Source organism: Rhizobium sp. WCS2018Hpa-16 (genome assembly GCF_031843705.1).
In the GTDB taxonomy this organism is placed as follows: Bacteria; Pseudomonadota; Alphaproteobacteria; order Rhizobiales; family Rhizobiaceae; genus Agrobacterium; species Agrobacterium tumefaciens_C.
In genome coordinates, this window is sequence record NZ_JAVTIX010000002.1 from 245,125 (window position 1) to 268,135 (window position 23,011).

The 23,011-nt window shown below is 57.7% G+C and carries 27 protein-coding genes; 13 read left to right on the top strand and 14 right to left on the bottom strand.

Features of this window, described 5'->3' with window-relative positions:
* Positions 1-284 precede the first annotated feature (284 nt).
* Positions 285-1,268, top strand: coding sequence for an iron exporter MbfA (gene mbfA, locus RQI55_RS07310; protein ID WP_192063260.1), 984 nt, complete (start codon positions 285-287; stop codon positions 1,266-1,268).
* Positions 1,269-1,313: 45 nt separating this feature from the next.
* On the opposite strand, the gene RQI55_RS07315 is transcribed toward mbfA, so the two are convergent.
* Positions 1,314-1,712 carry a RidA family protein gene (locus tag RQI55_RS07315; RefSeq protein ID WP_243256783.1) on the bottom strand — a complete coding sequence of 133 codons (399 nt, stop codon included), beginning with the start codon at positions 1,710-1,712 and terminating at the stop codon, positions 1,314-1,316.
* Between the two features lie 200 nt (positions 1,713-1,912).
* Between RQI55_RS07315 and RQI55_RS07320 the strand changes: the two genes are divergently transcribed.
* On the top strand, positions 1,913-2,506 hold the full coding sequence (locus tag RQI55_RS07320; RefSeq protein ID WP_243256782.1) for a TetR/AcrR family transcriptional regulator: 594 nt from the start codon (positions 1,913-1,915) through the stop codon (positions 2,504-2,506).
* 16 nt (positions 2,507-2,522) lie between these two features.
* Here RQI55_RS07320 and RQI55_RS07325 read toward each other — a convergent pair whose 3' ends face one another.
* Both RQI55_RS07325 and RQI55_RS07330 read right to left on the bottom strand, forming a co-directional pair.
* Positions 2,523-3,137: a transglutaminase-like cysteine peptidase gene (locus RQI55_RS07325; RefSeq protein WP_243256781.1), complete on the bottom strand. Its 615-nt coding sequence runs from the start codon at positions 3,135-3,137 to the stop codon at positions 2,523-2,525.
* A gap of 98 nt (positions 3,138-3,235) precedes the next feature.
* Positions 3,236-4,045, bottom strand: a complete 810-nt coding sequence (locus RQI55_RS07330) for a carboxylesterase (RefSeq protein WP_243256780.1) — start codon at positions 4,043-4,045, stop codon at positions 3,236-3,238.
* Positions 4,046-4,231: 186 nt separating this feature from the next.
* On the opposite strand from RQI55_RS07330, the gene infC reads away from it, so the two are divergent.
* The 6 genes from infC to pheT all read left to right on the top strand — a co-directional run bounded on the left by infC (position 4,232) and on the right by pheT (position 10,187).
* A complete protein-coding gene (gene infC, locus RQI55_RS07335) occupies positions 4,232-4,768 on the top strand; it encodes a translation initiation factor IF-3 (RefSeq protein ID WP_042616409.1) in 537 nt (178 codons plus the stop codon).
* A 262-nt stretch (positions 4,769-5,030) separates the two neighbouring features.
* Positions 5,031-5,234 (top strand): 50S ribosomal protein L35, encoded by a 204-nt coding sequence (gene rpmI, locus RQI55_RS07340; RefSeq protein ID WP_042616318.1) that lies wholly within the window; start codon positions 5,031-5,033, stop codon positions 5,232-5,234.
* 40 nt (positions 5,235-5,274) lie between these two features.
* Entirely contained in the window at positions 5,275-5,679 is a 405-nt protein-coding gene (gene rplT / locus RQI55_RS07345; protein ID WP_042616319.1) for a 50S ribosomal protein L20, read from the top strand.
* Between the two features lie 120 nt (positions 5,680-5,799).
* Positions 5,800-6,648, top strand: a complete 849-nt coding sequence (locus RQI55_RS07350) for a lipopolysaccharide kinase InaA family protein (RefSeq protein WP_243256779.1) — start codon at positions 5,800-5,802, stop codon at positions 6,646-6,648.
* A gap of 20 nt (positions 6,649-6,668) precedes the next feature.
* On the top strand, positions 6,669-7,751 hold the full coding sequence (gene pheS / locus RQI55_RS07355; RefSeq protein ID WP_042616321.1) for a phenylalanine--tRNA ligase subunit alpha: 1,083 nt from the start codon (positions 6,669-6,671) through the stop codon (positions 7,749-7,751).
* 12 nt (positions 7,752-7,763) lie between these two features.
* Positions 7,764-10,187, top strand: a complete 2,424-nt coding sequence (gene pheT / locus RQI55_RS07360) for a phenylalanine--tRNA ligase subunit beta (protein WP_243256778.1) — start codon at positions 7,764-7,766, stop codon at positions 10,185-10,187.
* A 59-nt stretch (positions 10,188-10,246) separates the two neighbouring features.
* On the opposite strand, the gene RQI55_RS07365 is transcribed toward pheT, so the two are convergent.
* Positions 10,247-11,248, bottom strand: a complete 1,002-nt coding sequence (locus RQI55_RS07365; protein WP_243256777.1) for an aldo/keto reductase — start codon at positions 11,246-11,248, stop codon at positions 10,247-10,249.
* A gap of 117 nt (positions 11,249-11,365) precedes the next feature.
* Between RQI55_RS07365 and RQI55_RS07370 the strand changes: the two genes are divergently transcribed.
* Positions 11,366-12,256: a LysR family transcriptional regulator gene (locus RQI55_RS07370; RefSeq protein ID WP_311272444.1), complete on the top strand. Its 891-nt coding sequence runs from the start codon at positions 11,366-11,368 to the stop codon at positions 12,254-12,256.
* Here the strand turns inward: RQI55_RS07370 and RQI55_RS07375 are convergent.
* From RQI55_RS07375 to RQI55_RS07390, 4 genes are all read right to left on the bottom strand, one after another.
* On the bottom strand, positions 12,246-12,689 hold the full coding sequence (locus RQI55_RS07375; RefSeq protein WP_311272559.1) for a GNAT family N-acetyltransferase: 444 nt from the start codon (positions 12,687-12,689) through the stop codon (positions 12,246-12,248). The two genes, RQI55_RS07370 and RQI55_RS07375, sit on opposite strands and share 11 nt — an antisense overlap.
* Positions 12,689-13,624, bottom strand: coding sequence for an aldo/keto reductase (locus RQI55_RS07380; RefSeq protein ID WP_243256775.1), 936 nt, complete (start codon positions 13,622-13,624; stop codon positions 12,689-12,691). Before RQI55_RS07380 ends, RQI55_RS07375 begins: the two co-directional genes overlap by 1 nt.
* Positions 13,625-13,735: 111 nt before the next feature.
* The gene (locus tag RQI55_RS07385) at positions 13,736-14,728 is read right to left on the bottom strand and encodes a GlxA family transcriptional regulator (RefSeq protein ID WP_243256774.1); all 993 of its coding nucleotides are present in this window, start codon (positions 14,726-14,728) and stop codon (positions 13,736-13,738) included.
* On the bottom strand, positions 14,725-15,285 hold the full coding sequence (locus RQI55_RS07390; RefSeq protein ID WP_243256773.1) for an isochorismatase family protein: 561 nt from the start codon (positions 15,283-15,285) through the stop codon (positions 14,725-14,727). The genes RQI55_RS07385 and RQI55_RS07390 overlap by 4 nt, the downstream gene beginning before the upstream one ends.
* Before the next feature lie 172 nt (positions 15,286-15,457).
* Between RQI55_RS07390 and RQI55_RS07395 the strand changes: the two genes are divergently transcribed.
* Positions 15,458-16,444, top strand: coding sequence for a Gfo/Idh/MocA family protein (locus RQI55_RS07395; protein WP_243256772.1), 987 nt, complete (start codon positions 15,458-15,460; stop codon positions 16,442-16,444).
* Here the strand turns inward: RQI55_RS07395 and RQI55_RS07400 are convergent.
* A complete protein-coding gene (locus RQI55_RS07400) occupies positions 16,441-16,806 on the bottom strand; it encodes a hypothetical protein (RefSeq protein WP_243256771.1) in 366 nt (121 codons plus the stop codon). The two genes, RQI55_RS07395 and RQI55_RS07400, sit on opposite strands and share 4 nt — an antisense overlap.
* Positions 16,807-16,872: 66 nt before the next feature.
* Positions 16,873-17,103, bottom strand: coding sequence for a hypothetical protein (locus RQI55_RS07405; protein ID WP_192063275.1), 231 nt, complete (start codon positions 17,101-17,103; stop codon positions 16,873-16,875).
* 195 nt (positions 17,104-17,298) lie between these two features.
* On the opposite strand from RQI55_RS07405, the gene xseA reads away from it, so the two are divergent.
* Complete coding sequence (xseA, locus tag RQI55_RS07410) at positions 17,299-18,897, top strand: exodeoxyribonuclease VII large subunit (protein ID WP_243256770.1); 1,599 nt, start codon at positions 17,299-17,301, stop codon at positions 18,895-18,897.
* A gap of 50 nt (positions 18,898-18,947) precedes the next feature.
* On the opposite strand, the gene RQI55_RS07415 is transcribed toward xseA, so the two are convergent.
* Positions 18,948-19,448, bottom strand: a complete 501-nt coding sequence (locus RQI55_RS07415; RefSeq protein WP_243256769.1) for a MarR family winged helix-turn-helix transcriptional regulator — start codon at positions 19,446-19,448, stop codon at positions 18,948-18,950.
* Between the two features lie 81 nt (positions 19,449-19,529).
* Between RQI55_RS07415 and RQI55_RS07420 the strand changes: the two genes are divergently transcribed.
* Positions 19,530-20,393 carry an EamA family transporter gene (locus tag RQI55_RS07420; protein WP_243256768.1) on the top strand — a complete coding sequence of 288 codons (864 nt, stop codon included), beginning with the start codon at positions 19,530-19,532 and terminating at the stop codon, positions 20,391-20,393.
* 4 nt (positions 20,394-20,397) lie between these two features.
* Here RQI55_RS07420 and RQI55_RS07425 read toward each other — a convergent pair whose 3' ends face one another.
* The 3 genes from RQI55_RS07425 to RQI55_RS07435 form a co-directional block, all read right to left on the bottom strand.
* Positions 20,398-21,636 (bottom strand): aminopeptidase, encoded by a 1,239-nt coding sequence (locus tag RQI55_RS07425; protein WP_243256767.1) that lies wholly within the window; start codon positions 21,634-21,636, stop codon positions 20,398-20,400.
* 73 nt (positions 21,637-21,709) lie between these two features.
* Positions 21,710-22,186 carry a Cys-tRNA(Pro) deacylase gene (gene ybaK, locus RQI55_RS07430; protein ID WP_243256766.1) on the bottom strand — a complete coding sequence of 159 codons (477 nt, stop codon included), beginning with the start codon at positions 22,184-22,186 and terminating at the stop codon, positions 21,710-21,712.
* 8 nt (positions 22,187-22,194) lie between these two features.
* Positions 22,195-22,539 (bottom strand): ArsC family reductase, encoded by a 345-nt coding sequence (locus RQI55_RS07435; protein WP_243256765.1) that lies wholly within the window; start codon positions 22,537-22,539, stop codon positions 22,195-22,197.
* Positions 22,540-22,733: 194 nt separating this feature from the next.
* Here RQI55_RS07435 and RQI55_RS07440 point away from each other — a divergent pair, with 194 nt between their 5' ends.
* Positions 22,734-22,901 carry a hypothetical protein gene (locus RQI55_RS07440; RefSeq protein ID WP_164470680.1) on the top strand — a complete coding sequence of 56 codons (168 nt, stop codon included), beginning with the start codon at positions 22,734-22,736 and terminating at the stop codon, positions 22,899-22,901.
* Positions 22,902-23,011 lie beyond the last annotated feature (110 nt).

A 23,011-nucleotide genomic window follows, 5' to 3' on the forward strand; every position in this document is an offset into this window, starting at 1 on the left:
ACTAATAACCATGTCCGCAAGCAGCCTTCAAGACATTGTTGTAGCAAATGCGGCATCCTGTCGGCTTTTCTAATGCACGTCAGCCGAGCTTGCTTGCCTCCGAAGTCAGTCTCTCCGGATGTCGAAACAACGTTGCGCGCAATTGCCGGTCAAACCGTCTGGGTGGTCAGCGAAGGTTCTAAGTGGGCGATCACGCTGCGACGATCAAATTAGAATCATTCTAATTTCGCTTGCGCGTCCCTCGCTACGGGTATATTTAGAATCATTCTAAGGAGAGCCTTATCATGTTGCGCAGCCTGTTTCCCCGCTCAAAGCGTCCATTTGCATCCCTAACCGAGCAGGAAATTCTTGCCCTAGCGATATCGTCTGAGGAAGACGATGCGCGGATTTATCGGTCCTATGCCGATCACCTGCGGGCGCAGTTTCCTCAATCAGCCAAGGTCTTTGCGGATATGGCAGAGGTGGAGCAGGCGCACCGCAACATGCTGATCGGCATGCATCAGGATCGCTTCGGCGAGTTCATTCCCCTCATTCGCCGGGAACATGTCAGCGGCTTTTATGAGCGCAAACCCGATTGGCTTGTGAAAAACCTGCCCTTGGAAAAAATCCGTGCGCAGGCGGAAGAGATGGAACAGCAGGCCATCCGGTTTTACGAGGAAGCCATCAAGCACGTTACAGACGCCTCCACTCGCAAGCTGCTGGGCGATCTGGCGGAGGCCGAGCGTGCGCATGAAGACATCGCCACCATGCTGGATGGCAAGCATTTACCTGACGATGCGAAATCTGAGGAAGAACAGACCGCCAAGCGGCAGTTTCTGCTGACCTATATCCAGCCAGGTCTGGCGGGCCTGATGGATGGTTCCGTCTCCACGCTCGCCCCGATTTTCGCCGCCGCCTTTGCCACGCAGGATACCTGGCAGACCTTCCTCATCGGCCTTTCGGCATCCGTGGGCGCTGGTATTTCCATGGGCTTTACGGAAGCGGCCCATGATGATGGCAAGCTGTCCGGTCGTGGATCCCCGTTCAAGCGTGGCCTTGCCTCGGGCATCATGACCACCATTGGTGGCCTTGGCCACACGCTGCCTTACCTCATTTCGCATTTCTGGACCGCCACCGCTGTGGCCGCCATCATCGTCTTCGTGGAGCTGTGGGCCATCGCCTTCATCCAGAACCGCTATATGGAAACGCCATTTATGCGGGCGGTGTTTCAGGTGGTGCTCGGCGGCTCCCTCGTGCTTGCCGCTGGCATCCTGATCGGCAATGGTTGACCAAGGGAGAGGGGTTGCGAAACCCCTCAACCCCTGTCGTCATGGTCATGCGGCCAAGGGAACGCGCGCAATAACCTTGATTTCGAAATCGAACCCGGCCAGCCAGTTCACGCCGACCGCCGTCCAGGTAGGGTAGGGCTGTTCACTGAAGACGGTCTCCTTCACCGCCATGATCGTTGCCATTTGGCTTTCAGGGTCGGTGTGGAAGGTGGTGACGTCTATGATGTCATCGAATGTCGCACCGGCGGCAGCGAGCACCGCTTTGAGATTGTCAAAGGCCAGCTGCACCTGTTTTGCGAAATCAGGCTCTGTTGACCCATCGTCACGGCTGCCAACCTGGCCTGAAACAAACAGCAGATCACCGGAGCGCACGGCGGCGGAATAGCCATGCTTTTCATAAAGCGCATGTCGGCCCGGTGGAAAAATAGCGTCTCGTTTACCCATTGTCGTGTTCCTTTGCGCAAGGCAGCCGCATCCATGCCCGCGCATCGCTGGATGCGACAGGCGCAGAGTGTGCAGTCTGGCGATTGATTGGCTTTACTCGGCGGAACGAAGTTTGATATACGCTCCGTATGTTTAAATAGTCCACATACGCGACGTATGTCAATAGGCATACGCCGCGTATGTTAATGAGAGGCACGGATATGGCACCGAGAACGAGAGCGCAGATGGTTGAGGAGACCCGCGAAAAGCTCATCAGTGCGGCCCGGAAAGCATTTGCGACCAAGGGCTATGCCGCCTCATCCATGGACGACATCACGGCAGAGGCCGGGCTGACGCGCGGCGCGCTCTATCACAATTTCGGTGACAAGAAGGGCCTGCTGCAGGCCGTGATCGACCAGATCGACGCGGAAATGCTAGCGCGACTGCGCGTTGTGCAAGAGGGTGCGGAGACACCCTGGCTTGGTTTGCTGTCTGAGAGTACGGCCTATATCGAAATGGCGCTTGAGCCAGAGATACAGCGGGTGATGCTGCTTGACGGCCCCGCCGTCCTCGGCGATCCCGCCAAATGGCCAAACCAGACGGCTTGTTTGAAGCGTATCGAAAATACGGTTCAGGCCCTGATCGATGATGGAACGTTAAAACCCGTGGATGCCAAGGCGGCGACTTGGCTGCTGAATGGCGCGGTGCTGAATGCGGCCCTGTGGATTGCCGCTTCGGATGAACCCCGCGAAGCCTTTCCCAAGGCAGTGGACGCCTTTCGCCATCTGGCATCCGGGCTTTTAGCCGAAAGCTGAAGGCGGTTCTGGCAGGTTACCGAAGGGCGCCCACCAGCACGTCGCGGCCATCTTCGATGGAAACCCAGCGGCCTGTGTTGAACGAGGCCTGACGCTTCAGATAGGTGTAGTTGGTATCCGTCCAAAGTTTGACGTCATCCGACAGGTTGTCGAGAATGAAATCGCCATTGTTGGTGCGCAAGGTCAGCACGGCGTGACCCTCGCCATCAGGCTTGCGAACGACTGTTATCAGCAGGTCGGAAACGGCAAAACCCTTTTCAATCAGCGTCTTGCGCTTCAACAGCACGAAATCTTCGCAGTCACCAGCAGTCTTCGGGTATTCCCAGACTTCATCCTTGCCGTAGACTTCCTGGTCCGTCATAGCGATGATGCGGGAATTGATGTCTTTATTGACTTCGCGAATGACGTTCCAGCCATATTCCGTCACCCTTGGTGGCGGGGTCAGCTTGCTGCGAATGTCGCATTCGGACTGGTACTTCTGGCAGAACTCGTAATGACCGATGGGCTGGGACGTGATCCCTCCGGTGACCATGGCGGGGCTGCCCTTGTTTTCAGCCTGCGCAGAGGCCGCAGACATTAGTCCTGCCGCGACTGCGAACAGCAGAGCAAGCGCCCGAGGTGCGTTCTTCATGAAACCCGTCCCTTAAAATCTTAATGAAAAGTTAAGAGGCTACAGGGGCATGTGTCAATCGGAACTCACCATTCGTGAACGCTAGATGAATAATATGGTTAAGATCGGGGCTGCTGCCCATGCAGAGCGAGGCTTTTCGCCGCCGCTAGCATCCGTTCTATATCCTGTGGACGCGACAAGCGGTGGTCGCCATCGCGGATAAGGCTGAGCACGACATCATCGGCAGGTAGGTGGTCGAGCAGTTTGAGCGCGTGAGAATAGGGCACGTCGTCATCTTTCATGCCCTGAAGAATGTGGACGGGGCAGCCCGTTTCTATGATGCCCTTCAGCACCAGATTGTTGCGTCCATCCTCGATCAGGTCGCGCGTAAAGATGTTGGGTTCGCTACTGTATTCGGACGGTTCCTCGAAATAACCGCGTTCAACCAGAGACGCTTTTTCCGCATCCGAAAGGTTTGGCTCGATCAACTCGGCGGTAAAATCAGGTGCTGGCGCAATCAGCAGCAGCCCGTCGATTGCGGGGCCTTCTGTCTGCTTGCGCAGTTCCTCGACCAATCTCAGCGCAATCCAGCCGCCCATGGAAGAGCCGACCGCCACGATCCGCTTGGGCGCCGTGTGGCGCAGCACGACCATCGTTTCTTCAAGCCAGCGCGAAATCGTGCCCTTGTTGAAGTCACCCTTGGAGGCACCGTGGCCGGAGTAATCCAGACGTATGCAGGCCAAGCCACTCTCTTGCGCGAAACGGTCCAGCTCCACCGCCTTGGTGCCCGTCATGTCGGACCGATAGCCGCCCAGCCAAACAAGGGCAGGGGCGTCATCCTGTTTTGCCGCAGGGCGTGAGAGTATAGCGATCTCGCGTGTGTCGCCGCTCGCGCCGACGGTGATGTATTCGATGGGTTGCTCAGTCATCTTGGCGTTATTCTCCTGCAATTTGATGGTTATGTAGTGCAGATTCGTAAAAAGCACGACAGGAGGTGATTTTTTTGCGCAGACATGCTATTGACTTCGCGGCGGCATTCACGACATTTCCGCCATTTGCACCGACAAGCTGGTTTTTGCCGACGCGATCCCGAAACAGATCAGGAGAATACGACCATTCGCAGACCGTTCAAAGCCGATGCCCCCGTCAAAGAGGGCCCGCGCTCCAACAGGGAAATTCGAATTCCCAAGATTCAGCTGATTGATGAAGAAGGCCAGAACCTTGGCGTCATGCCGACGGACCAGGCTCTGAAGATGGCGGAAGACGCCGGTCTCGATCTCGTTGAGATTTCGCCGAACGCCGAACCGCCTGTATGTAAGATTCTTGATCTTGGCAAGCTGAAGTACTCGACCCAGAAAAAAGCGGCCGAAGCGCGCAAGAAGCAGAAGATCGTTGAGGTCAAGGAAATCAAGATGCGGCCCAACATCGACACCCATGACTATGAGGTGAAGATGAAGGCTATGAACCGTTTCTTTGAAGAAGGCGACAAGGTAAAAGTGACGCTGAAGTTCCGTGGCCGCGAAATGGCCCACCAGGAACTCGGCATGAAGCTTCTGCTGCAGGTCAAGGAAGACACTCTGGCCATTGCCAAGGTTGAAGCCGAACCGAAGCTCGAGGGACGTCAGATGATGATGGTGCTGGCGCCGAAGTAACTCGCTGACGTCTGGTTTCAGGCGTTTGGCAAAGCGCATCGTTTCAGATGCGCAAACATTCGATCCAGAGCGTGCTTTTGGCGTCCATCCGGGCGCCTGGCGCTCAAACTGCAGGGAATTTATGATTCCCCGTTGCTCTTTTCTATAACTGCGGTTATAGGAGCGCGTCCGAACGGTCCGGCAGGGCATGCCGTGTCCGTTCCAGAATAGCTTGAAAGCAGGCTCCGTCTGCCTGTTTTCGATACAAGAATGGAGTAGCAAAATGCCCAAGATGAAGACGAAGTCCGCCGCTAAAAAGCGGTTCAAGATCACAGGCACCGGCAAGGTTCTCGCAGCTGCCGCCGGTAAGCGCCACGGCATGATCAAGCGGTCCAACAAGTTCATTCGCGACGCACGCGGAACGATGGTTCTGGCCGAGCCAGACGCCAAGAAGGTCGTCAAGAACTATCTGCCGAACGGTCTCTAAGACTTTTCCGCACTTTTGGACATTTTAAGGAGATCATGACATGGCACGCGTAAAACGTGGCGTAACTTCCCGCGCCAAGCACACCAAGACACTCAAGGCAGCCAAGGGCTTCTACGGCCGCCGCAAGAACACCATCCGCGCAGCCAAGGCTGCTGTGGATCGTTCCAAGCAGTACGCTTACCGCGACCGTAAGGTCAACAAGCGCAACTTCCGCGCTCTGTGGATCCAGCGTATCAACGCGGCAGTTCGCGAATTCGGCCTGACCTACGGCCGCTTCATCGACGGCCTCAACAAGGCTGGCATCGAAGTTGACCGTAAGGTTCTGTCTGACATGGCAATTCATGAGCCAGCAGCATTCGGCGTTCTCGTCGAAAGCGCAAAGAAGGCTCTTGAGTACCTCAAGGACGCAGGCACAACCAACGAGTTTGAAACCGCTGTAAAGTAATTACGGCGCGGACAAATTGTTGTTCATTTGAAACCCGCGCCGGGAAACCGGTGCGGGTTTTTCTGTTTCCGGCGGAGTTTGAACCGCAAAACGGGCAATGTTCCCGTGCACGAGTTTTGAATGCACCAAACCGCTGACCCTGATGAGAGAGCAAAAGGATTTCACATCCATCTTGAGGATGCGGATATTGCTGCCCTGATGCAGGCTCTTGTGGCCAGCGAAGGTCGGGTTCAAAAGCTGGAACTCTCTATCGGGTCTGTATGGATCAAGCGCCAAGGTGCAGAACTGCCCCGGTGGTTGCTCCAGCTTCAAGCCGGTCTTGCATCCGCCTTGCCATACAAGTTCCTCAGGCCGTCCCCCACGCTGACGCCGGATTTAATGATGGCGCGTGAAAAGCGCCGGATGGGCGAATTTGGCAGTAGGGGTTTTCCTGTGCCCGAAATCATCTATCAGTCCGACACAGCTATAGTCCTCTCGGACGTCGGGCCAACTGTTCAGCGAACCCTCAGTGCGAAGCGCCGGAATGGCGAACCCGGTCATGATGAACTGGTTATCCAATGCGCTGCCGCAATCGGCGAACTCCATGCCGCCGGATTGTGTCATGGTCGCCCGCACGTGCGCGATTTCTTTCTGAGCCATGGCCGCATCGGCTTCATGGATTTCGAGGAAGAGCCGCAAGCGGTCATGCCGCTTGAAACCGCGCAGGCCCGCGATCTCTGGCTGCTGTTTCTGCCGCTGACAGACCTTGCCCAGAACGGCGAAATCACGCTCGATGCCGCCTATCAGGCATGGGCATTGCGTGCACCAAAGGCGGCAATCGCCGAATTGCAGCGACTGGTGGGCGTTCTCAGCCGTTTTTTGCCGCTGGCACGGTTGATTGGGCGCGTGCAGATGGGTAGTGATCTCCGACGCTTTATCGTGGCGACCGATTATCTGAAGAATGCTGTGAACCCGAAGCCGCAGGCATAAGCCCGGCGAGGCAGGAAAATATGACCGAACTTGATACGTTGAAATCGCAATTGATGTCGGAAATCGCGGGCGCCGCAGATGAGGCTTCCATCGAAGCCGTGCGGGTTTCTGCTCTGGGCAAAAAGGGCTCGGTTTCGGAGCTTTTGAAGACGCTGGGCGCCATGACGCCGGAAGAGCGCCAGACCCGTGGCGCGGCCATCAACCAGCTCAAGACCGAAGTGACGGATCTGATTTCCGCCCGTAAAACAGAACTGAAAGACGCCGCCATCACGGCACGCCTTCAGGCGGAAACGCTGGATATCAGCCTGCCGGTTCGCCAGTCGCCCGCCGAGCGTGGCCGCATTCATCCGATCAGCCAGATCGTTGATGAGATCACCGCCATCTTCGCCGATATGGGCTTCTCCATTGCCGAAGGCCCGGATATCGAAACCGACTATTATAACTTCACGGCTCTGAATTTCCCGGAAGGGCATCCGGCGCGTGAAATGCACGACACCTTCTTCTTCCCGCCGGATGAGAAGGGTGAGCGCAAGGTGCTGCGCACGCACACATCGCCTGTGCAGATCCGCACCATGGAAACCCAGAAGCCGCCGATCCGCATCGTCATTCCCGGCAAGACATATCGTCAGGACTCGGATGCTACCCATTCGCCGATGTTCCATCAGGTCGAGGGTCTGGTCATCGACAAGAAGGCGCATGTCGGCAATCTGCGTTGGGTTCTCGAAGAATTCTGCAAGACCTTTTTCGAAGTCGACAGCGTCGTCATGCGGTTCCGCCCGTCTTTCTTCCCCTTCACGGAGCCAAGCTTCGAAGTGGATATCCAGTGCGACCGTTCCGGTCCCATCGTCAAATTCGGCGAAGGCAAGGACTGGATGGAAATCCTCGGCTGCGGCATGGTCCACCCGAATGTTCTGCGCGCCGTTGGCCTGGACCCGGATGAGTATCAGGGCTTTGCCTGGGGCATGGGTCTCGACCGCATCGCCATGCTGAAATACGGCATGCCTGACCTGCGCGACTTCTTCAACGCCGACGTTCGCTGGATGAACCACTATGGCTTCCGCCCGCTCGACATGCCCACATTGTTCGGCGGTTTGAGCAGTTAAGGAGAAAAGACGATGAAATTCACACTCTCCTGGCTGAAAGAGCATCTCGAAACCGATGCGTCTCTTGAACAGATCTGCGAACGCCTGACAGCCATCGGCCTCGAGGTCGAGGATGTCGATGACAAGGCGGCTTATAAGCCCTTCGTCATTGCCAAAATCCTGAGCGCTGAAAAGCACCCAGAAGCTGATCGCCTCAAGGTGCTAAGCGTCGATGCGGGCGACGGCAAGCCGGTGCAGATCGTCTGCGGTGCGCCGAATGCGCGTGCTGGCCTTGTCGGCGCGCTGGCGCGTCCGGGTGACTATGTTCCGGGCATTGATGTGACGCTTGCCATCGGCAAGATCCGCGGTGTTGAAAGCCATGGCATGATGTGCTCGGAAAAAGAGCTCAATATGTCCGATAGCCATGATGGCATTATCGATCTGCCGGATGATGCGCCTGTTGGCACGTCTTTCGCGACCTATGCCGGTCTTGATGATCCCATGATTGAGATCAACCTTACGCCGAACCGGCCGGATTGCACTTCGATCTACGGCATTGCGCGCGATCTCGCGGCTTCCGGTCTCGGCACGCTGAAGACAATGCCTGCACCGGGCTTCAAGGTCGAAGGTCAGACCTCCGTAGATGTGATGCTCGATCTAGATGACGCCGCACTTTGCCCCGGCTTCAGCCTGCGCCTCGTGCGCGGCGTGAAGAACGGCCCAAGCCCGAAATGGATGCAGCAGCGTCTGCTCGCCATCGGCCTTCGCCCGATCAATGCACTGGTCGATATCACCAATTACATGACCTTCGATCAGGGTCGTCCAATGCACGTCTTCGATGCGGCAAAGGTCAAGGGCAACCTCGTCGTACGTCGCGCCAAGGACGGTGAAACCATCCTTGCGCTGGACCAGCGCGAATATAAGCTTGGGCCCAACAACGTCGTCATTGCCGATGATAACGGCATCGAATCCATCGGCGGCATCATGGGCGGCGAGCATTCCGGCTGCGATGAAAACACCACGGATGTGCTGATCGAGTCCGCTCTCTGGGACCCGATTAACATCGCCAAATCAGGCCGTGCGCTGGGTATCATTACTGATGCGCGTTACCGCTTTGAGCGCGGCATTGACCCTGAATATATGGTGCCGGGCCTTGAGCGCACGACGGAACTGGTTCTGGAGCTGTGCGGTGGAACCGCAGCAGAAGCCAAGATCGTCGGCTATAAGGGCTTTGAACCAAAGTTCGTGGATTTCCCATTGTCGGACGTCAAGCGCCTGACGGGTCTTGAAATCTCGAGCGAAGAAAGCCTCCATATTCTCAAGGGTCTGGGTTTTGGCATCGAAGGATCGGGCGAGCGCGTCAGCGTGTATGTTCCATCCTGGCGTCCCGATGTGGATGGCAAGGCCGATCTGGTGGAAGAGGTCATGCGCATTCATGGCGTCGATAATATCAAGCCTGAACCGCTGGAAAGCTTCGGCGCGGTGAATGGTCGTATTCTGACGACGCTGCAGATCCGCACGCGCACGGCACGCCGGGCGCTGGCCAGCCGTGGCATGCTGGAAGCCGTCACATGGTCCTTCATTCCTGAAGCCCAGGCCAAGCTCTTCGGTGGTGGTTCGGCAGCCCTCAAGCTGGCCAACCCCATTGCTGCCGACATGTCGGATATGCGGCCATCACTTCTGCCCGGACTGTTGACCGCCGCACAGCGCAATGCCGACAAGGGCCATGCGGATGTGGCAATCTTCGAGGTTTCTGGCACCTATGAAAGCGACACGCCGGAAGGCCAGCGTCGCGTGGCTGGCGGCATTCGCCGGGGCACCGCAACGCTTGCCGGTTCCGGTCGCATGTGGTCCAACGCCACCAAGGGCGGTGGCAAGCCTGTCGATGTCTACGATGCCAAGGCCGATGCGCTGGCGGTCATCGAAGCCTGCGGCCTGCCCATGAGCAATGTGCAGATCGAAGCGGGCGCACCCGGCTGGTATCACCCCGGTCGCTCCGGCACGATCAAGATGGGGCCAAAGGTCATCCTCGGCACGTTCGGAGAATTCCATCCGAAGACGTTGTCAGAACTGGATGTGTCAGGCGTCTACGCCGGTTTCGAAATCTATCTCGATGCCATGCCTGAGCCGAAGAAGAAGGCAACACGCACCAAGCCGGCTCTTGACCTGTCACCCTTCCAGACCGTGAAGCGTGACTTCGCTTTCGTGGTGGATCGCTCGGTCGAAGCCGGTGCCATCATCAAGGCTGCAACCAGTGCTGACCGCAAGCTCGTCACGGGCGTCAATGTCTTTGACGTATTCGAAGGCGCGTCCGTTGGTGAGAACAAGAAGTCCATCGCCATCGAGGTGCAGATCCAGCCGGTTGACAAGACCCTGACCGATGAGGATTTCGAAGCGCTGACGGCCAAGATCGTCGGCAATGTCGAGAAATCGACGGGCGGCGTTTTGCGCGCCTGATTGACGGATAGTGCTTGAACTCAAAAGACCGGGGAAAATTCTTCCCCGGCCTTTGTGTTTTAACGGTTCGCCATCGCTGCCATCTGCTCGGGATAGCGCCCGCCCGCCACCTTGGTCGGAGACAGAAGCTCACCCAGCTTCGCGGCCTCATCGGCACTCAGAACAATATCCGCAGCCGCGACATTAGTTTCCAGATTGGCAATCTTGGTGGTGCCGGGAATGGGCACGATGAAGTCGCCCTGCGCCAGCACCCAGGCGAGCGCCAGTTGGGCTGCCGTCACACCCTTCTGCGCTGCCATATCTTCCAGCAGTGTGACGAGCGCCAGATTGGCGTCGAAATTTTCCGCCTGAAAGCGGGGCAGGGAGCGGCGGAAATCCGTATCGGAAAGGCCATCGAGCTTCTTCAACGCCCCGGTCAGAACGCCACGACCCAGCGGGCTGAACGGCACAAAGCCAATCCCCAGTTCGCGGCAGGTATCCAGCACGCCATTGGTTTCCACGTCGCGCGTCCACAGTGAATATTCGCTTTGAAGTGCGGTGATGGGGTGGGTGGCATGCGCCTTGCGGATCGTTCCGGCATTGGCTTCCGAAAGCCCCAGATATCGCACCTTGCCAGCCGCAACCAGTTCCGCCATGGCGCCGACCGTGTCTTCGATGGGCACATTGGGATCAACCCGGTGCTGGTAGAACAGATCGATCACATCGACGCCCAGCCGCGTCAGCGAGGCGTCGGCAACCGCGTGCACATTTTTCGGCGTGCTGTCGGTTCCCACCATCATCTGCCCGGCAGGCTTGCTGGTATCGATCTTGAAACCGAATTTCGTCGCAATGGTCACCTTGTCCCGAAGCGGCTTCAGGCCTTTGCCAACCAGCACCTCATTGGTGTGGGGGCCATAAACCTCCGCCGTATCGAAGAATGTGACGCCCAGTTCCACCGCCCGGTGAAGCGTCGCAATCGATGCGCTTTCATCCGCAGAGGGGCTATAGGCATGGCTCATGCCCATGCAGCCAAGCCCGAGGGCGGAAACCGTGAGATCTTTGCCGAGAATTCTGTTTTGCATTGGAATGTCCTTCCCTAGGGAGCCGCCTTGTCATCAAGGGCATGCTGTAAGATAGCGTCTCGTGAAGGGCAAAATAACTGCTGTAATTCACTCCAGCTTGTTCTATCATTTCGAACAATGAACCGCGTTCAACTCTCACAATTGGCAGTTCTTGCCGCCGTGGCTGAAGGTCTGAGCTTCCGCAAGGCTGCGGCAGAGCTGGGCATTGCCCCGTCCGCTGTCAGCCATGCGGTGTCGTCGCTGGAACTCAGCCTCGGCTTGCGCCTGCTTCACCGCACCACACGCAGCGTTTCGCCCACGCAGGAAGGTCGCAGGCTGCTTGAAACACTCGCACCGGCGCTTGCCGATATCGATGCCGTCATTGGCGCGCTGGCTGAACAGGGCGGACGCGCCGCCGGGCCGTTGCGCATCACCATGCCACGGCTGGCGGCGGAAGATATCATCGTGCCAAGGCTCGGGGAATTTCTCAGCCGCTATCCGGATATCGCACTGGAAATCTCCACCGATGATCGCTTCGAGGATATTGTGGCAAAAGGCTTCGATGCCGGTTTGCGGCTGGGTGAGAATCTGGAAGCGGATATGATTGCGGTTCGCGCGAGCGGCCCGTTATGCGGCGCCATCGTCGGCTCGCCGGCCTATTTCGACCATCATCCGATGCCGCAGCATCCGCGCGATCTCATGCAACATCGCTGCATTCGCCGCCGCTTTTCAAGCGGGCTCATCTATCGCTGGGAGTTGGAGAAGGATCGCAAGCCGCTGGTGGTTGATGTTGAGGGGCCGCTGATCCTCTCCGATCAAAGCCTCATCCGCTCGGCAGCCATTGATGGTGCGGGGCTGGCCTTCGTTTTCGAGCAGCGCATCGAAGACGATATCAGGGAGCGCCGTCTGATCCGTGTGCTGGAAGACTGGTGCGCGCCCTTCGATGGCTTTTACATCTATTATCCCTCACGCCAGCAAATGCGACCGGCGTTGAGGGCTTTCGTGGATTTTTTCCGCGTCAGAACTTGATGCGGTAGCGAATATGGCCATCGCTCTCGACATAGCTGTCATAGAGCTTGCGCGCCCGCTCATTGTCTTCATTGGTGTGCCAATAGAGACGTGACCAGCCCTTGTCCCGGCAGATGGCAATGAGATCATCAATCAGCGCCCGCCCTATGCCTTTGCCGCGAATGCTGCTGTCGATAAACAGGTCTTCCAGATAGCAGTCCGGTGTCTTGACCCAGGTGGAATCATGGAAGTGATGGATGGCAAAGCCGGCCACTTGCCCATCCACGATGGCAAGGCGCGCAGATACGCGCGAAGTCGGGTCAACAATGCGCGCCCATGTGTGGTCTGTCACATCGTCGGCAAGATCGACACTATAGAAGGCAAGATAATCGTTCCACAGTTTCAGCCAATCCACCTTATCTTCAGGGAGTGCATCACGAATCTCTGGCTTCATCATGCGCCTGCCTTGTCGAGAAGGGCGACCATGTCGTCGGTCAATTTCAGTTCCGTGGCGCGCTTGAAGCTTTCCAGTTGCGAGAGGCTGGTGGCGCTTGCGATGGGCGCGGTGACGGCCTGTTTGCGCAACAGCCAGGCAAGCGCGATATCGGCAAGCTTTGCGCCTGTTTGCGCGGCGATCGTGTCCATGGCACCCAAAATCTCAAGTCCACGCGCATTGACGTAATCGCCCACGCGGTAGGATCGCGCGACGCCTTCCGTGTCGGCTTTGCTGCGGTATTTGCCGGTCAGAAATCCAGCCGCAAGGCTGTAATAATTGATGACGCCGATATCTTCCTTCAGCGAAAGTTCCGCAAGCGGCCCTTCGAATCTCTCGCGGGTGTAGAGATTGTATTCCGGCTGAACGACATCAAAGCGGGCAAGCCCTGTTTGGGCCGAAACATCCAGTGCCGCCTGCAACTCCGGTGCATCATAATTGGAGCAACCGATGGCGCGCACCTTGCCTTGCTCTTTCAGTTTTGTGAAAGCGGCCAGCGTGTCTTCAATCGGTGTCTCGGCATCCGGCTTATGCGCCAGATAAAGGTCGATGTAGTCAGTCTGCAGACGGCGCAGCGATGCCTCGACGGCTTGCTCAATCCATTGCGGCTTGAGGCCCTTGTCATAGCCGACCTTGGAAACAATGATCGCCTTGTCGCGAGCAACGCTGCCTGTTTTCAGCCATTTGCCGATAATGGTCTCGGATTCGCCACCCTCATGCCCCGGCACCCATGCGGAATACACATCCGCTGTGTCGATGGTGTTGAAGCCTGCGTCGAAGAAGGCGTCCAGCAACTGAAACGAGGTCTTTTCATCCGCAGTCCAGCCAAACACGTTTCCACCAAACACGATGGGGGCGATGGAAAGGCCGGTTCGGCCAAGCGCACGTTTCTCCACGGACAATACTCCCTTTGCTTTCATGATAGGCGCGACACTATCAAGCGGCCCACGGCATAACCATTGAATTTCGTTGATGCCTGGCCCTCGCGCCTGTGATGCAAAGGACGATCAGGACGAAAGCGTTCGGAAAGAACTGGGCGGTTGCGCATGGTGCTGCTGCCAGACACGACGAAGATGGCGGGCAGATGCAAAGCCGGATCGTTCCGCCACAGCCTCCATGTCCAGCCGGGAATGCGTCAGGATATCAGCCGCGAGATTGACGCGCATCAGGTTGATATAGTCCACCACACTCAGCCCTGTATGCTCGCGAAAAAGCCGGGAGAGATGGCGCTCGCTCAAATGGGCCACATCGGCAAGTTTCCCCAGCGACCACTCGGCGGCGGGGTTGGCAACGATGGCATCCTGCGCCCGGTGAACGGAAGGGTGGATGTGGTTTCGCCCTGACAGCCAGGGAGAGATTTGCGGATCATTGGCGGTCCGTCTGATATAGATAACCATGATCTGGGCAACGCGGGAGGCGACGGCATGGCTGGTGAGGCTCGAGACGATGTGCAGCAGAAGGTCGATGCCGGTGGTTATGCCAGCACTGGAAAAGTAGCGCCCATCCTCCACGAATAGCCGGTTGCTCACCGCATAGGCCAGGGGCGCAATCTGCCGCAATTCATCCATGCAGTCGGCATGGGTGGTGCAGTGGCGATGATCGAAAAGCCCTGCTTCGGCGGCAATCAGCGCGCCCGAGCAGATGGAAACGACTGTGGTATCGCTTCGCACGCATCGCCGCAGCCAGTCCGCCAGAGAACGCCGCTCCGGCCGTGGGCTGCCCTGTACTGTTTCCAGCAACGATCCGCCTGCGATGATGACCATGGCATTTTCAGGCAGTGTTTCTGGCAAGGGTTGAAGCCCTGACAGCAGCAGCCCGATGGTCGTTGTCTGGGTCGGGTTTGCTGCCACATAGGCAAAATCGAACCTGATAGCACTTTGCTGGTCATTGGCGTATCGCAGAACCTCCAGCGGCCCTGCGACATCCAGCAACAGCGTCTGTGCGGGCAGCACCACGAAAACCGGTATGGCCTTTGTCTGCGTGGTGGTGCCGGTCATCATGCGGCGTCTTGTTGCGCCAGCAAGGCACCATCGACAGTGGTGATGCGGGCGAAACGGCCAGCGAGAACCAGTTCGGTGCGCTTGGCGATATCCTCTGCCGAAAACACCGTGCCAGAGGTATGCGTCATCGGAAATGTCAGCGTCGCCTCGGTCACGAAATCAATCGCATATCCCATATCGGAACCGTGCCGCGTGGTGGTCTCGCAGCACTGCTCGGTGCGAATGCCTGATACAATCAGCCGCTCGATGCCGTGGCTCTTCAGCCAGGCATCCAGCTCCGTGCCAACAAAGGCCGAATGGCGGTTCTTGCGGAACGTCACTGTCGGGTTGATCGTGATGCCATCGAGCGCGCGGATGAAGCCGCTGTCCTCAGCAAAGGCGCGGTCGCCGTCGACGTGGAAAATCTGGATGATGGGAATGCCTGCGGCCTGTGCGCCATCGATCAGTTTCTGCTGAGCGGCGAGAAAGGCGGGCAGGCCGCTTTCATCGAAATAAGGGGCGTGCCGAAAGGACTGTTGCACATCGATCACCAGAAGCGCTGTCTTCGTATGGGACATTTCATGTATCTCCGATTTCTTGGAATTACAGTATTGAGCCTTCAATAGAAAGACGAAAGAAACGGAAGCGCCGAAGAGCGGACATTTTCAGCCATGATGGTTCATGGCGCGTGGACATGTTGCACGCGGATCAGAGCGTGATAAGGTGCCGCCCAACATTGTGGAGGTTTGCATGCTGCGTTTTGGAATTTTGTCGACGGCGAAGATTGGTCGGGAGCTGGTTATTCCCGCTATTCAGGATGCGGAAAACGCCGTTGTCACCGCCATCGCCAGCCGCGATTTCACCAAGGCGCGGGCGCTGGCAGACCGTTTCTCCGTGCCTCACGCCTTTGGCTCCTATGAGGACATGCTGGCATCCGACCTTATCGATGCCGTCTATATTCCGCTGCCAACCGCCCAGCATGTGGAGTGGTCCATCAAGGCGGCAGATGCGGGCAAGCATGTGCTGTGCGAAAAGCCGATTGCGCTGAAGGCAAACGAGATCGACAGCCTGATTGCCGCCCGGGACCGCAACAAGGTGCTGATCTCGGAAGCCTATATGGTGACCTACACGCCCGTGTGGCTGAAGGTGCGGGAACTGCTCGCTTCCGGTGCCATCGGCACGCTCAAGCACGTCCAGGGGTCCTTCACCTATTTCAACCGTGATCCGGCCAATATGCGCAACATTCCGGAACTCGGCGGCGGCGCATTGCCGGATATCGGCGTTTACCCAACCATCACCACACGCTTTGTCACCGGCAAGGAGCCGAAGCGTGTACAGGCAGTGGTCGAGCGCGACCCTGTCTTCGGCACGGATATCTATTCCAGCGTGAAGGCCGATTTCGGTGATTTCGAACTCAGCTTCTATATCTCGACCCAGCTCGCCGCCCGTCAGCTCATGGTTCTGCACGGCACGGAAGGTTACATCGAGGTAAAATCTCCCTTCAACGCAGATCGCTGGGGTGCCGAGGAGGTTGAGCTTACCAACCAGAGCCACGGTCAATCTCAAATCTTCCGTTTTCAGGACAGCCGCCAGTATCGTCGCGAAATAGAAGCCTTCGCAGCCGCCGCAAGTGGCGCAGAGGCTGAGGTCGTGTCGCTGGAAAGCTCGAAAAACAGCCAGCGCTTCATCGATGCCATCTACCGCGCCGCTGAAAAAGACGGATGGGAAACGGTCTAACGCCTCTGCGCGCGCCTGTAGGCGAGGGAGGCGAAAATTAGGCTCGCAAATGCGCTGGCGGCGAAGACGGCCAGCCATTGCAGCATTGGACTTCTGCTGAGGATGAGGATAAAAAGCCCGCAACTCAGACCGCTGGCCAGCGCGCTAACGATGGCAGCCTGCGTGCGGCTGGGGCCGTCGCTTGAGGCGCTCTGTGGCACAAGCCGGGCCATCGAGAAGCCAATCACAACAAGCGTGATCGTGCAGCCGATGAGACGAGCCTGTGCGATGGACAAAGCCGTGGCATTTGAGAGCACAAACGTCATTGCGCCGTCAATTGCTATGAAAGCGGTGTTCATCAGAATGAATGTCAGCATGCTCATGCGTCATCGCCCCGTCTCAAATCGTTGAAACGGACACTATATGAGCAGGGCGACGCGCAGAAGCTTTTAAGCTGTACGCAATCCACGCAAGGCCATGAATACGCCGATGGCACCTCCAATGCCAACATTGTACCCAGCAAGCGCAATGAGCAGAGTTATGATGTGCACGCCTGACGCAGAAACAAGTGCGGCGACACCAAATGCGATGGCAATCAACGTGCCAGTCGCTGCAATTACAGTCATCGAGCGCAGTGCAAGCGCAGCTACGCCAAGACAGATTCCAAGAATAAATACCATGATGCCGCTCCTCCTCCAGAGGGCTTGAGGAAAGGCACCGTCATCCTCAAAAACCCTTATTCTCCTCCATTCATGCACGTCCAATTGCTAAAATACCAGATTGTTACAAATTTGTGAAATTTATTCGTCGTGAAATTGTCAAATCGGCGTCATCAAGTCGATTTGCGAATCGCGGCTCATGGGTTAGAAACGGGCATGAGCGATATTTTCAGCCAGCCTCTCACCAACCTCGCAGAATTTTCTGTTTCGGAGCTTTCCGGCTCCATCAAGCGAACGGTGGAAACCGCCTTTGATCAAGTGCGGGTGCGCGGTGAAATCTCGGGTTATCGCGGCCAGCATACGTCCGGCCATGCCTATTTCTCCCTGAAGGATGACCGGGCGCGCATCGATGCCGTCATCTGGAAAGGCAGCTTTTCCAAGCTCAAATTCCGCCCGGAAGAGGGCATGGAGGTCATCGCTACCGGCAAGATCACCACCTTCCCCGGCTCCTCCAAATACCAGATCGTCATTGAAAGCCTGGAGCCTGCCGGTGCCGGTGCGCTGATGGCGCTTCTGGAAGAGCGCCGCCGCAAGCTGGCAGCGGAGGGCCTTTTCGATCAGGCCCGCAAACGCCGCCTGCCTTATATGCCCCGCGTCATCGGCGTCGTCACCTCGCCAACCGGTGCCGTCATCCGCGATATTCTCCACCGTATTTCCGATCGTTTCCCCGTGCATGTGCTGGTCTGGCCGGTCAAGGTGCAGGGCGAGGGGTCTGGCGAAGAGGTGGCCAACGCCATCAGAGGCTTCAATGCGCTAGAGATCGGCGGATCCATTCCCCGCCCGGATGTGTTGATTGTGGCCCGCGGTGGCGGCAGTCTGGAAGATCTCTGGAGTTTCAACGATGAGATCGTCGTGCGTGCAGCCGCCGAAAGCGAGATACCGCTCATCTCGGCTGTCGGGCATGAGACCGACACGACGCTGATCGACCACGCTGCCGATGTGCGCGCGCCGACACCCACAGGTGCTGCCGAAATGGCCGTGCCGGTGCGGGCGGATCTGGGGGCGCAACTGGCGGGCCTGTCTGCGCGCCTGTCCGGCTCCATGTCGCGCCAGATGGACAATCGTCGTCAGGGCGTGCGGGCGCTGGTGCGCGCCATTCCCTCGCTGGATCAGTTGCTCGCTCTGCCGCGTCGCCGGTTTGATGAGGCAGCCTCCGGTCTCGGTCGTGGGCTGGAATTGAACACGCTCAACAAGCGCCGCAGTTTCGAGCGCACCGCCTCCGGTCTGCGACCAGACGTGCTTGGTCATGGCATCCAGCAGCAGCGCCAGCGCATTCAGGAGCGGATGCAGCGCGCCGAAGGATTGGTGGAACGCCGCCTGCTGCAGGCGCAATCACGCGTGTCGTCGTCGGACTCCTCCTTGCGCGCTCTTCCCGCGCGCCTTCTGGGCCAACTGGATCGCCAGAAAGAAAAGGTGGCCGGTGCCACCCGCCGGGCCGATACCGCCGTGCTCAATCGCATGTCGCAAAACCGCGCCGGCATCGCCGCCCATGATCGCATTCTGCAATCTTTGTCATACAAGAATGTGCTGAAACGCGGCTATGCGGTCATTCTGGATGAGGACAACCGCCCGCTAACCCGTGCCGCTTTTGTCGCTTCAGGCGCTGTGGTCTCAATGGAATTCGCCGATGGTCGCGTCTCTGCCGTAGCCGGTGGTTCCGATACCCCACCCGCAGAAGGCACTCCTCCAGCGCCGAAGAAGAAGCCTGCCAAACCAGGTTCATCAGGTCCTGTCGATCAGGGGACTCTGTTTTAAGTGTGAGAGCGAAGGTTGGTTCAGCTCTTTGGGTTGAAACCCATCGCCTCTCACTCGATCCTTGCTAAAAACAACCTGAGCAGCCGGTCAAATTCGACCCGGTCGTTCTCGCTCACTTCCGCAAGCAGTGCATGCTGGTTTGCAACATGTGCCGTCACGGCCTCATCGACAATGGCAAATCCCTTGTCGGTCAAGGCAATCAGCACGCTCCGGCGGTCCTGCGGATTGTTGATCCGCTGCACAAGACCTGCTTTTTCCAGCTGGTCGATACGGTTTGTCATTGTGCCGGAACTGACCATGGTCATGGCGAGCAACTCGCCGGGCGAGAGCTGATAGGGCGCGCCCGCCCGCCGCAAGGTGGCCATCACATCGAACGCGGATATCGATAATCCATGCTGCATCAGCACGGCCTCGATCTCGCGGCCAAGGTGGGTCGTCAGCCTGTGCAGTCGGCCGATAAGACCCATTGGTGCAACATCAAGGTCAGGTCGCTCGCTTCTCCATTGGGCGAGAATCTTGTCGACATGGTCAGGTGGGGGCGCTTCACTCATGGATTAGAAATATCATTGGATATCTTGACGTCAAGATAAAATGGCATAGTGTCGATTTATCTTGACGTCGAGAATCTTGAAATGAAGAAAAAATTTAGCCACACCATTGATATCGCCATGACCGCAATTGCTCCAGCCATCTGGGGCAGTACCTATTACGTCACGACGCAATTTCTTCCGCAGGGATATCCCATGCACGTGGCCATGCTGCGTGCGCTGCCTGCCGGGCTGCTTTTGCTGCTACTTGTGCGCAGGCTGCCGCATGGCATCTGGTGGGGCCGGGTGTTTATCCTTGGAGCGCTGAACTTCGCGTTTTTCTGGGTCATGCTTTTCATGGCAGCTTACCGCCTGCCGGGCGGTGTGGCGGCCACCGTTGGCGCCGTGCAGCCATTGATCGTCATCGCGCTTTCACGGATCTATCTGGCGCGCCCCATTCGCACGCTGACCGTATTGGCCGGTATCATCGGCATCGCTGGTGTCGCATGTCTGGTTTTGACACCTCAGGCGGCGCTGGATCCCGTGGGCGTCGCGGCAGCTTTCGCGGGCGCAGTGTCCATGGCCTTCGGCACGGTTTTGACGCGCAAATGGCAACCGCCGGTCTCAAGCCTCACCTTCGCCGCGTGGCAACTGGCAGCAGGTGGTCTTTTGCTGGTGCCGGTGGCGTTGTTTTTCGAGCCGGCCTTGCCCGAACTGAGCGCGGAGAACGTGCTTGGTCTGGCCTATCTCGGTTTGATCGGAGCCGCATTCACATACCTTCTGTGGTTCAGAGGTTTGGCGCGTATCGAGCCATCAGCGGCGGCATCGCTTGGCTTTCTCAGCCCGGTCACAGCAACGCTTTTGGGCTGGCTGGCGCTCGGTCAAAACCTCGCGCCAGCGCAGATCGCCGGTTTCGTCATGGTGCTATCAAGCGTCTGGCTCAGCCAGAAAAGTCAGGCACCGCGCTGAATGCTCAGGCCCACTCGCCCTTACGCATGACTGGCACCTTCGAGCCATCGGCTCTGACACCGTCAATATCGACCTTATCGGAGCCGATCATCCAGTCGATGTGGATCAGGCTGGAATTGCCGCCCTGTGCCTTGATCTGATCCTGCGTCAGCGTCGCGCCGTCGATAAAGCACTTGGAATAGCATTGGCCAAGCGCGATATGGCAGGACGCATTTTCGTCAAACAGCGTGTTGTAGAACAGAATGCCGCTGGCCGAGATCGGCGAGGAGTGCGGCACCAGCGCCACTTCGCCCAGACGCCGCGCACCTTCATCCGTGTCCAGAACCTTGTTCAGCACGGCCTCGCCCTTGGAAGCCTTGGCTTCTACAATGCGACCATCCTCAAACGTGACACTGATATCGTCAATCAACGTGCCCTGATGAGACAGCGGCTTGGTGCTGGACACATATCCGTTCACCCGCAGCGCATGTGGCGTGGTAAAGACTTCCTCGGTTGGAATGTTGGGGTTGCAGGTCACGCCATTCTTGGCCATTGACGCGCCGCCATGCCACTCGTGATTATCCGCAAGACCAATCGTCACATCTGTGCCGGGGCCGGTGAAGTGCAGCGAGGCGAAGCGCTCGCCGTTCAGCCACGAGGAGCGCTTGGCAAGATTGGCGTTGTGCTCAGCCCAGGCCGCAACCGGATCGGCAAGATCCACACGAGATGCCGCGAAAATCGCATCCGCCAGCTTTTGTACCGCTTCATCCTCGGGAATGCCGGGGAACACCTGTTTTGCCCAGGAAGGGTTGGGATAGGAAATGATGTTCCAGTTGATGTCGAAGTTGGAAATCTTCTCAAGAGCTGGCTTGTAAGCGGTGGAGTTGGCCTTGTTGGCCCGCGCCACCTTGGCGGGATCCGCATCCGCCAAGAGCATCGGATTGTCGCCGGAGATCGCAAGGCGGGCCGCGCCATTGGCATAGGCCTTGGCCATGCCTTCATAGAGCCAGCCGGATGCCCGGTCGAAATTGGCGTCGCTGGCATGGTTGTAACGGGCGAGCGTCGTTTCCTCATCTGAGTAAAAAGCCGTCACCAGACCACCGCCAGCCATATAGGCATGCTTGGTCAAAAATCGCACCAGCGGCAGCGCGGCGAGCGGTGCGGTGATGACCAGATCCTGATCCTTCTGCAATTGCAGCCCGACCTTGATGGCCACTTCGGCCAGCTTTTCCAGTTTGACGGGATCGATGGGGGAGACTGTCATGGTACGCCTTCAATGTCTTTATTGCGAGGCGCAAAACATAGCCCATTCGTCGCGAAAGCCAACCGTCTTTGTGCTAATCCGTGACCAGCGGCACGGCAAGCGCCCTCAAGACGGCCTGCGCATCTGCGGGAGAAAGACGCACCTGCAACCCGCGTTGGCCGCCATTCATGTAAACCAGATCATGCCCCATGGACTGTATTTCGATGGCCGTCGGCACCTGCTTTTTCTGGCCGAAGGGGCTGATGCCGCCGACATGATATCCGGTTGCGCGCTCGGCATCCGCGGGCTTCATCATATGGGCGGATTTGCCGCCAAACGCCCCGGCCAGCTTTTTCATGCTCACCTCCCGGTCAGAGGGCACGACAACGCAGACAGCCTTGCCATCCACCTCCGCCATCAGCGTTTTCAGCACCAGATGCGGCTCGGCCCCAATGGCTTCCGCCGCCTGCAGCCCGATACGCTCAGCGTTTGGATCGTAGTCATAGGCAACGGTGGTGAAGGAAATACCGGCCTTGGTCAGCATCTGGGTTGCGCGGGTGGTTTTTGACATGGGGCAGCCTAACCTAACAGCGCGGCGTAGATTTCAGGCTTGAAGCCAACCGTAACCTTGCCTTTTGCTTCCAGCACCGGACGCTTGATCATGGAAGGCTGGGCCTGCATCAGCGCAATCGCCTTTTCGCGGGTCAGATCTGCCTTATCAGCCTCATCCAGCTTCTTGAACGTCGTGCCTGCGCGGTTCAGCACGGTTTCCCAACCGGCCGCATCGCACCAGGCGTTCAGGTGAACAGCATCAATGCCTGCGGTTTTGTAATCATGGAATGTGTAGGCGATATCGGCAGCCTCAAGCCAGGTGCGCGCCTTCTTCATCGTGTCGCAGTTCTTGATACCATAAATCGTGACCATTACGCCGTCCTCCGCATTGCTGAAATGGACATATCAAGAAATCAGCCGCGATCAAATGGCTGCTAGCTATGCATATTTAGTGGGTCAGTCATTCAAACGAGTTCGAGCTAAGCTGCATGGCTTGGCTGCTAAATCATGAGTTGTGCGAAATCGCTTAAATGCTCATATTGTCGGCATCACAAGGAGAGACGCACATGCGTAACGTTGCTAAGACATCCCGTAAGTTTTTTGGCGAAACATTTGCAGTTTTCGGCGCAGCTTTGGCCGTTTCTGCAGCTGTTCGCTCCCACCGCAAGCCTGCTGGCGCTGATCTCGACGCACTCGGCATCGACCGCAAGGCTTTCGACAAGGTACAGCTCTAATTTTTTAAGTCTGCTGGCGAGGCGCCATTGCCTCGCCTTGGTATGAGGCGCATATGCCCCTCATCCACGCGCGGTGGATTTCACCGCATTCGTTGAGGCTGCATCGCGCA